The organism is Microbacterium sp. NPDC078428 (genome assembly GCF_044542535.1).
In the GTDB taxonomy this organism is placed as follows: Bacteria; Actinomycetota; Actinomycetes; order Actinomycetales; family Microbacteriaceae; genus Microbacterium; species Microbacterium limosum.
Genome location: NZ_JBITUP010000003.1, coordinates 38,714 through 53,486, shown reverse-complemented (window position 1 = coordinate 53,486; position 14,773 = coordinate 38,714). Strand labels below are relative to the sequence as shown.

Here is a 14,773-nt window from a genome sequence, read left to right as displayed (position 1 = left end):
GCATCAGCCGACGCCGAGCCTGAGCAGCACCACACCCGGGAAGACGGCGTAGATGACGGACAGGGGAAGGATGAGGAAGACGAGAGGGAAGAGCATGGCGATCTCCGCGCGGCCCGCCCGCTCGATCAGCGCACGCCGGAAGTCCTCGCGCGCATCGTGCGCCTGCGCATGGAGCACCTCCGCCACCGGCGCGCCGCGCTCCAGCGCCGCCACGAGCTGGTCGGTAGCACGCGTCAGCGGGGGCAGCGACGCCCGTTCGGTCAGGGCCCGCAGCGCGGTGGTGAGCGAGGAGCCGGTGTCGACATCGAACACGACACGCCGAAGTTCGGCGCTGAGCTCACCGGAGCCGGATGCCGCGACGCGGCGCAGCGCATCGCGGAGACCCTCGCCCGCCGACAGCGACAGGCTCAGCAGCTCCAGCACCGTCGGCAGCTCCTCCCTCATGCGCTGACCGCGACGCCGCGCGGCGCGCTGCAGCTCGGCATCGCACAGGACGACGGCGATCATCGCGGTCACGGCGGGGAGCACGGCGAGCCCGGGGAATCCGCGTCCCATCAGCGCAAGCGCCACCCAGGCAGCGGCTCCCACGAGCAGCCCTGCCAGCCCCCATGCGAGGCGCCGCGCACGGAACTCCGACACGCTCCGCTCCCTGCCCGCCTGCCCGAGGCGCCGGGCGAGCACGGCGGGATCCCCCAACGCGGCGCCCCCGCGGTCGGAGAGTGCCCGAAGCAGGCCGCGGAGCGTGGGAGGCGCGTCGCCGGGCCACCCGCCGGCGCTCTCCCACGGCGTCGTCCCGAGCGGATCGCCGACGTCCCGGATGTAGCGCGCGACTCGTATCTGCAACGCGGGCGCACGCCAGCGCGGCACCGCCGCGACGATGCACCACAGGCCTGCGCCGAGCGCCGCTCCGAGCGGCAGCGCCCAGACCGCGGAAGTCTGGATGCCGAGGGTCACGCGAACCACCTCGCCTGCTCGGGCAGGCGGCCCAGCCGCAGCATGAGCCGGTACGCGACCACCGACACCGCCGCGCCGCCCAGCACGAGCAGGATCCCCTCGGGGCTCGAGTACGCGCGGGCCCCCTCGGGCCGGGAGGCCAGCAGGACGAGCACGACCCACGGTGCGATCACCCCCAGCGCGGCGGCGGCACGCACCCAGGACTGCCGGGCATCCACCTCGGCGCGCAGCGCGGCCTCCTCCCTCACCGACGACGCAAGGGCGCGCAACACCGTGCCGAGCTTCGTCCCGCCCACCTGTCGGGCCATCCGCAGCGTCTCGATGATCCGATCCGCGACCGGATCGGCGAGTGCCGTCTTGAGACGCACGAGGCTCGAGTCGCCGTTGCCCGAGGCCGCCATGTCGAGCGCGAAGCGGGCGAATGCGGGGCGGAGCACCTCCGGGCCTGTCGCCTGGAGCGCGGAGACGGCGTCGGTCACCGAAAGCCCGGCCCGCACGCCCGCGACGATGTGCTCGCAGACATCGGGCCACACGGCCCATCGCCGGCGCCGCCGCGCCGCGCGCCGGGCGCGCAGCCACGCGTACGGCGCGACCGCCCCCGCGCACCCCGCCGTGACCGCGACGATCGCCACCCCAAGCACGGCGGCGGCGAGGACTCCCGACAGCGCGCCGACCGCCAGTGACGCGGCCACCAGCACCCGCACGCGCACATGCGCGAACCCTGCCTCGTCCAGTAGGCGCCCGAGCCGCCCTCGACCGGCGCCGTGGCGATCCGACCGGCGGGGCCACAGCCACGGTGCTGTCACGAGGAGCGCACCGGCAGCGAGCAGGCCGCCCCACACGGCCGTCATACGACCACCTCGATCTCCGTCCGGCCGTCGCGGATCTCGCCCGTCGGGCGGACGATCTCGGTCACCCGCCGGGAGCCGCCCGGCAGCCGCGTGCAGTGCACGACCAGATCCAGTGCACGGGCGATCGCCGGCCGCGTGAAGGAGGCGTCGATGTTCCTGCCCGCCAGGAGCGGGAGCGCGGCGAGCTTGTCGATGGCGTCGGCCGCGGAGTTGGCATGGATCGAAGCGAGACAGGGCAGGCCCGTGTTCAGGGCGAGGACGAGGTCGAGGGCCTCGGCATCCCGCACCTCGCCGACGACGAGCCGGTCCGGTCGCATCCGCAGCGCCTCTTTGATGAGCCGACGGAGCGTCACCTCGCCCGTTCCTTCGAGGTTCGCCACCCGTCCCTGCAGCGCGACGAGGTCGGGCGCGTCGACGGCCAGCTCGAACGTGTCCTCGACGGTGACGATGCGCCGGTGCGGCGCGCAGGCGGCCAGCAGGGCGCCGAGCAGGGTCGTCTTGCCCGCGTGCGTCGGCCCGGAGACGAGGATGCTGGCGTCCGCCGCGACGGCGTCGTGAAGGATCTCGGCGTGCGCGGGGTCGAGCGATCCGAGAGCCACGAGCGCATCCAGGTCACGCGATGCCGCGGGGAACTTCCGGATGTTCACCGCCCAGTGGCGACGCGTGATGTCGGGGATCACGACGTGCAGGCGCGAGCCGTCCGGTAGCGACGCGTCCGCGAAGGGCTGGCTCAGGTCGACCCGTCGTCCGCTCGCGTGCAGCATCCGCTCGACGAGGTCGCGCACGCGCGCGTCGTCCAGTCGGATCGGCAGCCTCTCGGACACGCCGTCGCGCGCGGCGAAGACATCGCGCGGAGAGTTGATCCAGATCTCCTCGATACCCGGATCATCGAGGTAGCGCTGCAGCTCGCCGAATCCTCCGATACCCGCCAGCAGCTCCCGGACGAGCTCGTGCTCGTCCGCCACCGGCTCCCACCCCCGGGCATGCGCGATGTCGTTGTGACGACGCACCTCGGCCCGCGCGATCGCGGCGGCCGCTTCCGGCTCCTGTGCCGGATCGACCGACTCCCCCCGCAGCCGGTCCCGTGTGCGCTCCCGCAGCACGACCCCGGAGGGCGAGGCGAGCAGGGCACGAGCAGACACGAGGTCATCCTGCCCAAACCTCGGCCCGGGCCTCGCAAGTTATCCACAGCCGCCGAACCCGGACGGGGCGGGAGGCTCCCGTTAGAATGAGCGCACCCGCGGGAGTGGTGAAATTGGCAGACACGCAGGATTTAGGTTCCTGTGCCTCCGGGCGTGTGGGTTCAAGTCCCACCTTCCGCACGCGGCCGCCGACGACGGCACCCGCATCACATAGCCACCCGCCCAGCACCGACGGGAACACCACGTGCAGCCTGCAGCCCTCATCCCCTGGCTCGACCCCGCCGCCATCATCGAGTGGGCGGGGCCCTGGGCCCTCGTCGTGGTCTGCTTCATCGTCTTCGCCGAGACGGGGCTGCTGGTCGGTTTCCTGCTGCCGGGCGACACGCTCCTCATCATCGCCGGGCTGCTTTCGCACTCCACCTCCATCGCTCCCAACGGCGTCTTCGGGCTCAGCGCCTGGTGGGTCGCGCTCCTCATCGGCCTCTCCGCGTTCGTCGGCGGCGAAGTCGGATACCTCATCGGGCACAAGGCCGGCCCGGCGGTGTTCGAACGCAAGGAATCCGGCCTGTTCAGCGTCAAGAACGTCGAGCGCACCAACGCGTTCTTCGAGCGCTTCGGCGGGCTGACGATCATCCTCGCCCGGTTCGTGCCGATCGTGCGCACCTTCGCACCCGTCGCCGCCGGTGTCGGCCACATGCACAAGGGCAAGTACACCCTCTACAACCTCATCGGCGCCGTGCTCTGGGGCTTCGGCCTGACGATGTTCGGCTACCTCATCGGGTACATCCCCGGCGTACGAGACATCGTCACCGAGTACATCGACGTGATCCTGCTCGTCGCCGTCGGCGGCACCGCGGTCGTGACGCTGTGGCACTACCTCTCCGAGCGCCGCAAGGCGCGCCGCGCCGCCGAGGCCGGAGAGGACGTCGTGACCGACGACGCCGAGGCCCGCGAGCTCGTGCTCGACCCCGAGGTGTTCGACAAGGCCCCCGAGGTCGGCGACGAGGGCAAGGGTCCCACGACGACCGACCGCTGACCCCTCCCGCCGGTCACGGCGGGCGCGGGCTCACGACGCCTTCGACGCCTTCTTCTTGGGCTTGTCGGCCTTGGCCGACTTCCCGGACGACGAGTCGGATGCCGCGGCACCCTTACCCTCGCCCCGGGCCGCGCGGGAGCGCTCCACGCTCGCGCGCAGCGCCTCCATGAGGTCGATCACCTCGCCGCCCTTCTCGCCCTCCTCCTGCTCCCCGAAGGTCTCGGAGGTGTCGAGCGCATCGCCCCGCTCGAGCTTCGCCTCGATGAGCGTCCGCAGCTCGCGCTGGTACTCGTCGATGAACTGCCCGGGGTCGAAGTCGTCGGCGAAGCTGTCGACGAGGCTCGCCGAGAGCTCGAGCTCCTTCGCCGAGATCTTCACGGGCTCCTCGAGCGCCGAGAACGCGACCTCGCGCACCTCGTCGGCCCACAGCAGCGTCTGCAGCACGAGCACGTCGCCGCGCACGCGCAGCGCCGCGAGGCGCGTCTTCTGGCGGAGCGTGAAACGCACGATGGCGGTGCGGTCGGTCTGCTCGAGCGTCTTGCGCAGCAGCACGTAGGCCTTCGGCGACGCCGAATCGGGTTCGAGGTAGTACGAGCGGTCGAGGATGATGGGATCGACCTGCTCGGAGGGCACGAACTCCACGACCTCGATCTCGCGGCTGCGCTCGGAGGGCAGCGCGTCGAAGTCCTCCTTGCCGAGCACGACCGTGCGCTCGCCGTCGTCGTAGGCGCGGTCGATGTCGGCGTACGGAACCACCTCGCCGTCGATCTCGCAGATGCGCTGGTAGCGGATGCGTCCGCCGTCCTTGCTGTGCACCTGATGCAGCGAGACGTCGTGATCCTCGGTCGCGGCGTAGACCTTGACCGGCACGTTGACGAGTCCGAACGCGATGGCGCCCTTCCAGATGGCTCTCACTCCACCAGTCAACCGCTTCCTTCCCCGCAAATCGAGCCCGACGGCATCCACCCCGCCTCGACGCCGGGGTGCACGGGGGCCGCGCCGGCACGTCCGGCTGGGCTGCGGCCGGGTAGCGTGAGGGCGTGGCGGGCGAGCAGAGCGTGCGGATCAGCGGCCGCCGCCTGCGTGTGACGAACCTCGAGAAGGTGCTGTACCCCGAGACGGGGACGACCAAGGCCGAGGTCATCGGCTACTACTCGCGCATCGCCGGATGGATGATCCAGCACCTGACCGGGCGGCCGGTCACGCGGAAGCGCTGGCCCGACGGCGTGGGCACGGCGGCGGAGCCGCTCGAGGCCTTCTTCGCCAAGGACCTCGAGCCCGGCGCCCCCGACTGGCTCCCCCGGCAGAGCATCGCGCACTCGGGCGGCCCGAAGGACTACCCGCTCGTGACGGATGTCGCGGCGCTCGTCTATCTCGCGCAGGTGGCGAGCCTCGAGCTCCACGTGCCGCAGTGGCGCTTCCGCCCCGACGGCGCACGCGCGAACCCCGACCGGCTCGTGCTGGACCTCGACCCCGGCCCCGGCGTCGGGCTCGCGGAGTGCGCGGAAGTGGCGCGGGTGTGCCGCGACATCCTCGCGGGGATGGGCATGGCGGCGCATCCCGTCACGAGCGGCAGCAAGGGCATCCACCTCTACGCGGCCCTTCCCGGCGAGCAGACGAGCGACCAGATCACGGCGTTCGCGAAGGAGCTCGCCCGCGCGGTCGAGGCGGATCATCCCGACCTCGTCGTGAGCGCCATGAGCAAGGCCCTCCGACCCGGCCGGGTCTTCATCGACTGGAGCCAGAACAACGGCTCCAAGACGACCATCGCGCCGTACTCGCTGCGGGGACGGCCGGAGCCGACCGTGGCGGCGCCGCGCACGTGGGCGGAGCTGGAGGATGCGGACCTTCGCCACCTGCTCTTCTCCGAGGTGCTCGAGCGCGCCGAGGCCGACGGCGATCCGCTCGCGGCGCTCGGTGCACCCGGCCTCGGTACCTGTGGTCCCCTCGCCGCCTACATCGCCAAGCGCGACGCCGGCCGCACCCCCGAGCCCGTGCCCGCCGAGCCGACGGGCCGGCCCGCCCGGCCGGAGGAGCGGCCCCGCTTCGTCATCCAGGAGCACCACGCGTCGCGCCTGCACTGGGACCTGCGCCTCGAGCGGGATGGCGTGCTCGCCAGCTGGGCCGTCCCGCGGGGCGTGCCTCCCACGAGCGCCCGCAATAACCTCGCGGTGCAGACCGAGGACCACCCGATGGAGTACGCCTCATTCTCCGGCGTCATCCCCGCGGGGCAGTACGGCGCGGGCACGATGACGATCTGGGACGAGGGCCGGTACGACCTCGAGAAGTGGCGCGACGACGAGGTGATCGCCACGCTCGAGGGGCGCCCCGGTGGCCCGCTCGGCACCGTGCGCCTCGCCCTCATCCGCACCGACGGCGCCGGCGAGAAGTCGACGTGGCTGCTGCACCGCATGAAGACGGATGCCGCGGGCCGCGCCCAGCCCGACGGCGCTCCCGTCGAACCCGCCGACCACGCGGGACTCGGTGCGACCGCCGAGCCGTCCGTCCCGGGACCCGAGCCGCCGTCCGCTCCGGATCCCGAGTCGCCGCCCGGTCCTACCCCCGGCCCGCCTCCGCCGGACGCCGGCCGCCATGCGCCGATGCTCGCGACATCCGCGACTCCCGGCATCGCGAGGGCCACCGCGCGGCGCACCGCCGCGGCCGCCGGCACGGCACCCTGGGTCGAGTTCAAGTGGGACGGCATCCGCGCCATCGGCGTGTGGAACGGGTCGTCGCTGCGCCTGCTGACGCGCACCGGCACCGACGTCACCGCGCGCTATCCGGAGGTGACGGCCGCGGCACCCGCCGTGTTCGGGTCGGTGCCGTTCGTCGTCGACGGCGAGCTCGTGGCCCTGGACGAGGCCGGTCGCCCGAGCTTCCCCCTCCTGCAGAACCGCATGAACCTCGCGCGAGACGCCGACATCGCACGCGAGACGTCGCGAACCCCCGTCACCTACTACCTCTTCGACGTCATCGAGCGGGACGGCGCCGACACCGCGGCTCTTCCTCTTCACCGTCGACGCGAACTGCTCGAGGGATCGCTCAGCCCCGGCGAGACGGTGCGCATCCCGCCGGTCGTGGACGACGTCGATGCCGCTCTGCACACGGCGCGCGAGTTCGCGCTCGAGGGCATCGTGGTGAAGGATCCCGCCGCGCCGTATCGCCGCGGCATCCGCACCGAGGCCTGGCTGAAGGTCAAGCTGACCCGCACGCAGGACGTCGTCGTCGGCGGCATCCGTCCGGGGAAGGGCGGGCGGCGCGGCTCGATCGGCTCCCTGCTGGTCGGCGTGCAGGACGAGCGCGGGCTGCACTACGCCGGGCGGGTGGGCACCGGGTTCTCGGAGCGCGCCCTCGCGCAGCTGGCGGGCACGCTCGAGCCGCTGCGCACCGATCGGTGCCCCTTCGCCGACGTGCCCGCCGCCGACGCCTCCGATGCGCACTGGGTGCAGCCGGTCGTCGTCGGCGAGGTGGAGTTCGCCGAGTGGACACCGGGCGGCATCCTGCGCCACGCCCGGTGGAGGGGCGTGCGCGCCGACGTCCCCGCCGACGAGGTCGTGCGCGAGGACTGACCCGCGGCTCGCCGCCGACCCCCCGGGTCACCGGGGCAGCGCCTCCAGCAGCGGCGCGAGTGCGGCGAAGGCCCGGGCGCGATGCGACTGCGCGTTCTTCTCCGCCGCCGAGAGCTCGGCCGCCGTTCGTTCCGCGCCGCCCTCCTGCCCGTCGGGCACGAAGACCGGGTCGTAACCGAAACCACCGTCGCCGGAGGGAGCGAGCGCGACGCGCCCCGGCCACACTCCCTCGACGACGTGCTCGCTCGCCTCCTCGTCGCCGTCCGCCGACGGGACGACGAGCGCGATCGTGGAGACGAAGCGCGCCCCGCGGTACGGATCGGCAATGTCCGAGAGCTGGTCGAGCAGCAGGGCGAGGTTGGCCTCGGCATCCTTCCGGTGGCCCGCCCAGTACGCCGAGAACACGCCCGGCGATCCGCCCAGCACGTCGACGCAGATGCCGGAGTCGTCGGCCAGCGCCGGCAGTCCGGTGTGGGATGCCGCGGCGCGCGCCTTGATCAACGCGTTCGCGGCGAAGGTCGTGCCGTCCTCGACGGGCTCGGGCCCGTCGTAGCCGACGACCTCGAGGTCGGGACGGGTCGCCGCCACGATCGCGGCGAACTCCGCGACCTTGTGCGCATTGTGCGTGGCGAGCACGACGCGCCGCCGGGGGCCGGCGCCGGGATCGGCGTGCGTCATCGTCGTCACTCGCCCGCGTCGGGCTGGAGGGCCGCCAGCTGCGCCACCCGCAGGTCGGCGCACCCGGCCACGCCGAGATCCAGCAGGGCGTCGAGCTCGCGCTTGTCGAAGGGCGCGCCCTCCGCGGTTCCCTGCACCTCTACGAACAGGCCGCGCCCCGTCACGACGACGTTCATGTCGGTCTCGGCGCGCACGTCCTCGACGTAGGCGAGGTCGAGCATCGGCTCGCCGTCGATGATGCCGACGGAGACCGCCGCGACCGAGTCGACCAGCACCGACGAGCGCTGCGCGATGAACTTCTTCTCGCGGCCCCACTCGATCGCGTCCGCCAGCGCGACATAGGCGCCGGTGATGGCCGCCGTGCGGGTTCCCCCGTCAGCCTGCAGCACATCGCAGTCGATGACGATCGTGTTCTCACCGAGCGCCTTCGTGTCGACGACCGAGCGCAGGGCACGCCCGATCAGGCGCGAGATCTCGTGGGTTCGGCCGCCGATCCTGCCCTTGACGCTCTCGCGGTCGTTCCGGCTGTTCGTGGCGCGCGGCAGCATCGCATACTCCGCCGTCACCCAGCCCTTGCCCTTGCCGGTGAGCCAGCGCGGCACCCCGTTCGTGAACGACGCCGTGCACAGCACCTTCGTGCCGCCGAAGCTGATGAGGGCCGATCCCTCCGCGTGAGCGCTCCAGCCACGCTCGATCGTCACGGGCCGCAGCTGGTCGGGGGTGCGGCCGTCGGCGCGCGTGGTGTCGGTCATCTCGTGGGGATCCCTCTCGTGGTTCTCGGATGTCTCGTGGTCGTCGTGCCCGGACGTGCGGGTCACGCCGGGTGGGGCAGGTCGATCGCCCCGGTCTGCACGAGGCGCACGCTCTGCACCTCGCGGCCCAGCAGGCGATTCGCGAGGTCGATGAAGGCGCCCGCGGAATCCCCGGTCGCCTCGTAGACGTGCGATGGGGCGCCCGAGTCGTCGGTGAGGAGGTCTCGGGTGACGAGCTCGCGGTACACGTCGTTCGCCGTCTCCACGTCGCTCGAGACGAGCGAGACCGCCGGCCCCATCACGTAGCTGATGGCGCCCTTGAGGAAGGGGTAGTGGGTGCAGCCGAGCACGAGGGTGTCGATGTCGGCCTCCCGCAACGGGGCGAGATACTCCTCCGCGACCCTCAGCAGCTCGGGCGACCCGGTGACCCCCGCCTCGACGAACTCCACGAAGCGGGGGCACGCGCGGGCGAAGACCGTGAGCCGCTCGTCGACGCCGAGCATGTCCTGGTACACGCCCGACCCGATCGTCCCCTGCGTGCCGATGACGCCGATGCGCCCGTTGCGGGTCGTCGATATCGCGGTGCGCACGGCGGGGCCGATGACCTCCACCACGGGCACGTCGTAGCGCTCGCGCGCGTCGCGCAGTACGGCGGCCGATGCCGTGTTGCACGCGATCACGAGCATCTTCACGCCCTGCGCGACGAGCGTGTCGAGCACCTCGAGCGAGTAGCGCCGCACATCGGCGATCGGCTTCGGGCCATACGGCGAGTGCAGCGTGTCGCCGATGTACACGAGCGATTCGCGGGGCAGCTGATCGCCGATCGCCCGGGCGACGGTGAGTCCGCCGACCCCCGAGTCGAAGATCCCGATCGGCGCGCCGTTCATGGTCATCAACCCTACCCGCGGTCGCATCGGCATCCCGGCCTCGCGAGCGCCGTAGAGTGACCGACATGACGGCCGCCACCGCCCTGCTCACGGACCGCTACGAGCTCACGATGCTCGACGCCGCGCTGAAGGACGGCACCGCGCAGCGACGCTGCGTCTTCGAGCTCTTCGCCCGGCGCCTGCCCGGTGGCCGCCGGTACGGGGTCGTGGCGGGCACCGGCCGCCTGCTCTCCCTCCTGCGGGACTTCCGATTCGGCGACGACGAGCTCCGCTTCCTCCGCGACGAGAGGATCGTGGATGCCGCGACCCTGTCCTTCCTCGCCGGCTACCGCTTCCGCGGCGACATCAGCGGGTACCGCGAGGGCGAGCTGTACTTCCCCGGCTCCCCCGTCCTCACGGTCGAGGGCACCTTCGCCGATGCCGTCGTGCTGGAGACCCTCGCCCTCAGCGTGCTCAACCACGATTCCGCCGTCGCGACGGCGGCCGCCCGCATGAGCGTCGCCGCGGGCGAGCGCCCCCTCGCCGAGATGGGGTCCCGGCGAGCCGGCGAGCGATCCGCCGTCGCAGCCGCGCGGGCGGCGTACATCGCGGGGTTCGGCGCGACGAGCAACCTCGAGGCGGGACGCACATGGGGCATCCCCACGATGGGCACCGCGGCGCACGCGTGGACGCTCCTGCACGACGACGAGGAGTCGGCGTTCCGGTCGCAGGTCGCGGCGCTCGGCGCGGGCACGACCCTCCTCGTCGACACGTATGACATCGCGCGCGGCGTGGAGACCGCGGTCCGGGTCGCGGGCCCGGGCCTCGGCGGCGTCCGCATCGACTCCGGCGACCTGCCCGCCATGGCCGCCGCGGTGCGCGCACAGCTCGACGCGCTCGGCGCCAGCGGCACGCGCATCACCGTCACGAGCGACCTCGACGAGTACGCGATCGCCGCACTCGCGGCGTCCCCCGTCGACGCCTACGGTGTCGGCACCTCCGTCGTGACGGGTTCGGGACACCCCACGGCGGGCATGGTCTACAAGCTCGTAGCGAGGGAGGACGCGAGCGGCGGCTGGGTCGCCGTGTCCAAGGCATCCGCCGCCAAGGCGTCCGCGGGCGGACGCAAGGCGGCGTTCCGGGTGCGGGAGGGCGCCCACGCCGTGCAGGAGCTCGTCACCGTGTCGGACGGCACCCGGTCGCGTGACGACGCCTCACGGCATCCGGATGCGCGTGCGCTGCAGGTGCCCCTCGTCGTGGCAGGCGAGGCCGACTCCGCCCATCTCGGGGCCGAGGGAACGCGGTCCGCGCGCGCCCATCACGCCACCGCTCGCGCCGAGCTTCCCGTGCAGGCGCTCGCGCTGAGCAAGTCCGACCCGGCCCTGCCGACGGTCTTCCTGGAGCGCTGAGCCCGGCGGTCAGGTCAGCAGCGACTCGTAGATCTCTTTGCAGGTCGGGCAGACCGGGAACTTCTCCGGGTCGCGTCCGGGGGTCCACTTTTTCCCGCAGAGGGCGCGCACCGGCTTGCCCGTCATGGCCGACTCGAGGATCTTGTCCTTCTTGACGTAGTGAGAGAAGCGCTCGTGGTCGCCGGGCTCGACGCTCTCCTCGCGGATGAGCTCTTCGAGCTCACGGTCGAGGGTCGCGATGCCCCCTTCGTCGGGGGTTCCGGTGGGCGTGCTCATGAATCGAGAGTCTAGCGGCGGGCCCGCGGGACGGGGGCGGATCAGACCATCTCGGCGTGCTCGAGCAGGCGCGTGCCCCTCCGCGCGAAGATCGCTCCGCCCGCGAAGATGCCGGCCACGAGCAGCACGAGCCCGGCCCCGAGGCCGAGCGCCAGCGCCGCGTCTGCCGCGCCGGCGTCGCCCGACAGCGCGCGAACGCCCCACCACAGCGACGGTGCCGCGGCGGCAAGGGCGCCCAGCAGGACGAGCGCCTGCGACCACACCCCGGAGGACCCGGCGCGCTGCGGCTGCCGGAAGGGGCTGTCGCCCGGCCGGGTGACGGCATACGGCGCGAGCGCCGACGCGATGCTCGACAGACCGAGCCCGCCGAGGAAGAGGGCGGCGGACACCCCGAGCAGGGCGGGAAGCAGGTCGGCCTGGCCCGACAGCGTCGACGCGAGCACCGTCCCGACCACGAGGACGGGTGTGCCGAAGAGGAGGATCGGCACGAGCCGGCCCGCACGATCCGCCGCGCCGCGCACGCCCGCCGCGACGTGCATCCATATCGCCGTGTGGTCGTAGGCGACGTCGTCGTGCGGCAGCCATCCGAGGAAGAGCGCGGCGAGCGGAACGGGGATGAGCGCGACCAGTTCGGCCGGAACCCCCGCGACCAGCGGAGGCAGCGTCACGAGCAGCGCCGCCACGGGGACGATCGCGATGTTCGTGAGATAGCGCCGGTCGTGGAGCCAATAGATCATGCTGCGCGCGCCGATCGCGCCCGCGGGGTTTCCCGGCATCACGCCGAACCAGCCGAGGCCGGCCCGGCGCGGCACGGGGCGCTTCGCGGGAGCCCGCAGCAGGCCGATGGTCACCGCGGCCCACGCCGCGAGGATGACGACGAGGGTGATCACCGCGACCGCCCAGGCGTCGCCGCCGCCGGAGAGGAGCGCCCACGGTGCGGCGAGCGGGGACACGACGAGGGCGGATGCCGCGGCATCCACTGCGCCCGTGGGCGGCACGCCGGTGAGGGCGCCGACCGCCGCCGCAGCGGGGGCGGCGGCGAGCAGCACGGCGACCACGACGACGAGGCTGGGCCGCCGCCGTCGCGGGAGCTGGGCGGCGAGGGCGAAGCCGAGCCTCGCTGCACCCACCGCCGTCGCGAGAGCGATGAGAACGGCGAGGACCGCCGTCACGACCCCGAGGCCCGCGGATGCCGCGATGCCCGCCGCCGCGATCGCCGTCGCGACCACGGGGACACTCAGGAACGACGCCCCGAAGACGGCCGCCGCGAGTGGCAACGGCGCGACTCCGATGACGGCGAAGCGGCGGGGGTCGAGGGGGTCTTCCGCTCTCGTGAGAACGGGCATGAGGAAGAAGGACGCCGTCACCGCCGTCCCGAGGAGCACCGCGAAGGTCGCCAGTGCGCCGCTCTCGCGGGAGAGCGCGACCGCGAGCGGCCAGATCAGGACGGCGCCGAGGCCGAGAAGCACGCCGCCGAGGACCGAGCGCACGGCCGCCCGCCGATCGCCGCGCGCCGACGCCAGCAGCAGGGAGATCCTCAGTCGGAGAAGTTGTGCAGCCACTCCAGGCCCTCCGCGTCGTCGAGCCCGCCGGTGAGTTCGATGAAACGCTGCTCCATCGTGAGGTCGCCGCGCACGTCATCGACGGTGCCCTTCGCGAGGACCCTGCCATCGACGATCACCGCGACACGCGTGCAGACCCGTTCCACCAGACCCATGCCGTGACTGGAGAGCACGACCGTTCCGCCGTGCTCGACGTAGCTGCGAAGGATGTCCAGGATGATCTCGGACGACTCGGGGTCGACGGCCTCGAACGGCTCGTCGAGGATCAGCACGCGCGGCGAGTGGATCATCGCGCCGGCCAGCATGATCTTCTTGACCATCCCCGCCGAATAATCCGACACCGAGCGCGCCAGCGCATCGCGAAGGTCGAAGACGCGCGCGAGGTCGGCGATCCGGTCGTTCACGACCGCGGGACGCAGCCCCCGGAGCACACCGTAGTAGTACAGCAGCTGACGGCCGCTGAGGCGGTCGAAGGTTCGCAGCCGGTCGGGCAGCACCCCGAGCTTCGCCTTCGCGGCGCGGGGGTCGGCCGCGGCATCCACGCCCGCGATCTCGACGGTGCCCTCGTCCGCTCGCAGCAGGCCCGCCATGATCGACAAGGACGTGGTCTTGCCCGCCCCGTTCGGGCCGACGAGCCCGAAGAAGCTGCCCGCGGGAACGGTGAGATCGATGGCGTCGAGCACGGTGTGCCCGCCGAATCGCTTGGTCACCGCCGTCATCGCGATGGCGGGGCTGTCGGAGTCCGCATCCGCGGTCGCCACCCCATCTGCGGCTGCCTCCGCCGCCACATCCGCGTCCGTCGCGGCGGTGGCGTCTACGGCTGAGACGTCCGCGACCGGCGCCTCGTCGGAACCCTCGGCTTTCGTCTCGGGCTCAGGCCCGGTGGCCGCATCCTCGCGCCCCGCGCGGGGCTGCCGCGCAATCGCCACCGTGTCCGGGACGGGCTCGGCAGCTGTTTCGGCCTCGACATCCTCGCCTTCGCCCTCCGCCACCACCGCGGTGTCCGGCCCGATGACCGGCGCAGCCGTCCCCGACGGCTCTTCATCGGCGTCGGCTCGACCCGCGTCGTCCTTCTCGCCCGCGCCCGCCGTGATGCCTTCGGCCGCGAGCGCCTCGCCCCGGACCGCGGCCGACATCAGCCGGGCCGCCTCCGCGGCACTCAACGGCGGAAGCGGCGGAATCGCCGACACCACGCCCGTGCTCTCGTCGTCAGGCCGGGAGGGCGCGGACTCACTCGCTTCGGGCGCGGCAAGCTCCGTCTTCTTCGGCACCGCCGCCGCACGCGGCTTCCTGGGCGCCGCGCCGGACCCGGACTTCCCGGGCGCGGCACCGGACCCGGGCGTGCGGGACGCCGCCGCGGCACGCGGCTTCCTCGGCGCCGCCGCGGCACCCGGCTTCTCCGGGCTCGCCCCGGCACCCGACTTCTCCGGCGTCGCCCGGCCGCTCGCGGTCGTCGCACGGGGCGCACGGGGCGCCCGGGGCGCACGCGGCGCGGCGGGCTTCTTCTCGCCCGTCGTCGTTCGCGTGGGGCGCTTGCGGGGCGGCGTCGACTTCTCTGCGCTCGATCCGGCATCGTCTACGGACGCGTCCGGTGCGGGTGCCGACGCGTCGGGCTCGTCGGACGGATCACGCGGGTCTGAGCTCGAGGCGGTCACCGTCCCAACGTATCAACCCCGTC

13 protein-coding genes and 1 tRNA gene are annotated in these 14,773 nt (G+C 72.9%); 4 read left to right on the top strand and 10 right to left on the bottom strand.

Features of this window, described 5'->3' with window-relative positions; translation table 11 throughout:
* Positions 1 to 3: 3 nt before the first annotated feature.
* Genes ACIGCK_RS06610 through ACIGCK_RS06600 form a run of 3 tightly spaced genes read right to left on the bottom strand, consistent with a single transcriptional unit; the run spans position 4 to position 2,947 of the window.
* A complete protein-coding gene (locus ACIGCK_RS06610) occupies positions 4 to 954 on the bottom strand; it encodes a type II secretion system F family protein (RefSeq protein WP_396664808.1) in 951 nt (316 codons plus the stop codon).
* Complete coding sequence (locus tag ACIGCK_RS06605) at positions 951 to 1,805, bottom strand: type II secretion system F family protein (protein WP_396664806.1); 855 nt, start codon at positions 1,803 to 1,805, stop codon at positions 951 to 953. Before ACIGCK_RS06605 ends, ACIGCK_RS06610 begins: the two co-directional genes overlap by 4 nt.
* A complete protein-coding gene (locus tag ACIGCK_RS06600; protein ID WP_396664804.1) occupies positions 1,802 to 2,947 on the bottom strand; it encodes a CpaF family protein in 1,146 nt (381 codons plus the stop codon). Before ACIGCK_RS06600 ends, ACIGCK_RS06605 begins: the two co-directional genes overlap by 4 nt.
* 98 nt (positions 2,948 to 3,045) lie before the next feature.
* Between ACIGCK_RS06600 and ACIGCK_RS06595 the strand changes: the two genes are divergently transcribed.
* Positions 3,046 to 3,127: transfer RNA gene (locus ACIGCK_RS06595), tRNA-Leu, on the top strand.
* A 64-nt stretch (positions 3,128 to 3,191) separates the two neighbouring features.
* Positions 3,192 to 3,983 carry a DedA family protein gene (locus tag ACIGCK_RS06590; protein ID WP_396664803.1) on the top strand — a complete coding sequence of 264 codons (792 nt, stop codon included), beginning with the start codon at positions 3,192 to 3,194 and terminating at the stop codon, positions 3,981 to 3,983.
* A gap of 30 nt (positions 3,984 to 4,013) precedes the next feature.
* Here the strand turns inward: ACIGCK_RS06590 and ACIGCK_RS06585 are convergent, their stop codons facing one another.
* Positions 4,014 to 4,898, bottom strand: a complete 885-nt coding sequence (locus ACIGCK_RS06585; RefSeq protein WP_396664801.1) for a Ku protein — start codon at positions 4,896 to 4,898, stop codon at positions 4,014 to 4,016.
* Positions 4,899 to 5,023: 125 nt separating this feature from the next.
* Between ACIGCK_RS06585 and ACIGCK_RS06580 the strand changes: the two genes are divergently transcribed.
* Positions 5,024 to 7,552, top strand: coding sequence for an ATP-dependent DNA ligase (locus tag ACIGCK_RS06580; RefSeq protein ID WP_396664799.1), 2,529 nt, complete (start codon positions 5,024 to 5,026; stop codon positions 7,550 to 7,552).
* Between the two features lie 27 nt (positions 7,553 to 7,579).
* On the opposite strand, the gene rdgB is transcribed toward ACIGCK_RS06580, so the two are convergent.
* The 3 genes from rdgB to murI form a co-directional block, all read right to left on the bottom strand.
* Positions 7,580 to 8,230 carry an RdgB/HAM1 family non-canonical purine NTP pyrophosphatase gene (rdgB, locus tag ACIGCK_RS06575; RefSeq protein ID WP_396664798.1) on the bottom strand — a complete coding sequence of 217 codons (651 nt, stop codon included), beginning with the start codon at positions 8,228 to 8,230 and terminating at the stop codon, positions 7,580 to 7,582.
* Between the two features lie 5 nt (positions 8,231 to 8,235).
* Positions 8,236 to 8,982 (bottom strand): ribonuclease PH, encoded by a 747-nt coding sequence (rph, locus tag ACIGCK_RS06570; RefSeq protein WP_396665302.1) that lies wholly within the window; start codon positions 8,980 to 8,982, stop codon positions 8,236 to 8,238.
* Between the two features lie 62 nt (positions 8,983 to 9,044).
* Positions 9,045 to 9,869 carry a glutamate racemase gene (murI, locus tag ACIGCK_RS06565; protein ID WP_396664796.1) on the bottom strand — a complete coding sequence of 275 codons (825 nt, stop codon included), beginning with the start codon at positions 9,867 to 9,869 and terminating at the stop codon, positions 9,045 to 9,047.
* Between the two features lie 65 nt (positions 9,870 to 9,934).
* On the opposite strand from murI, the gene ACIGCK_RS06560 reads away from it, so the two are divergent.
* Positions 9,935 to 11,257, top strand: coding sequence for a nicotinate phosphoribosyltransferase (locus ACIGCK_RS06560; RefSeq protein WP_330169736.1), 1,323 nt, complete (start codon positions 9,935 to 9,937; stop codon positions 11,255 to 11,257).
* Between the two features lie 9 nt (positions 11,258 to 11,266).
* On the opposite strand, the gene ACIGCK_RS06555 is transcribed toward ACIGCK_RS06560, so the two are convergent.
* From ACIGCK_RS06555 to ACIGCK_RS06545, 3 genes are read right to left on the bottom strand one after another with little or no spacing between them, the layout of a single operon-like run.
* Positions 11,267 to 11,533: a DUF3039 domain-containing protein gene (locus ACIGCK_RS06555; RefSeq protein ID WP_330169737.1), complete on the bottom strand. Its 267-nt coding sequence runs from the start codon at positions 11,531 to 11,533 to the stop codon at positions 11,267 to 11,269.
* A 41-nt stretch (positions 11,534 to 11,574) separates the two neighbouring features.
* Positions 11,575 to 13,095 carry a hypothetical protein gene (locus tag ACIGCK_RS06550; protein ID WP_396664794.1) on the bottom strand — a complete coding sequence of 507 codons (1,521 nt, stop codon included), beginning with the start codon at positions 13,093 to 13,095 and terminating at the stop codon, positions 11,575 to 11,577.
* Entirely contained in the window at positions 13,071 to 14,750 is a 1,680-nt protein-coding gene (locus ACIGCK_RS06545; RefSeq protein ID WP_396664792.1) for an ATP-binding cassette domain-containing protein, read from the bottom strand. The genes ACIGCK_RS06550 and ACIGCK_RS06545 overlap by 25 nt, the downstream gene beginning before the upstream one ends.
* Positions 14,751 to 14,773: the final 23 nt, after the last annotated feature.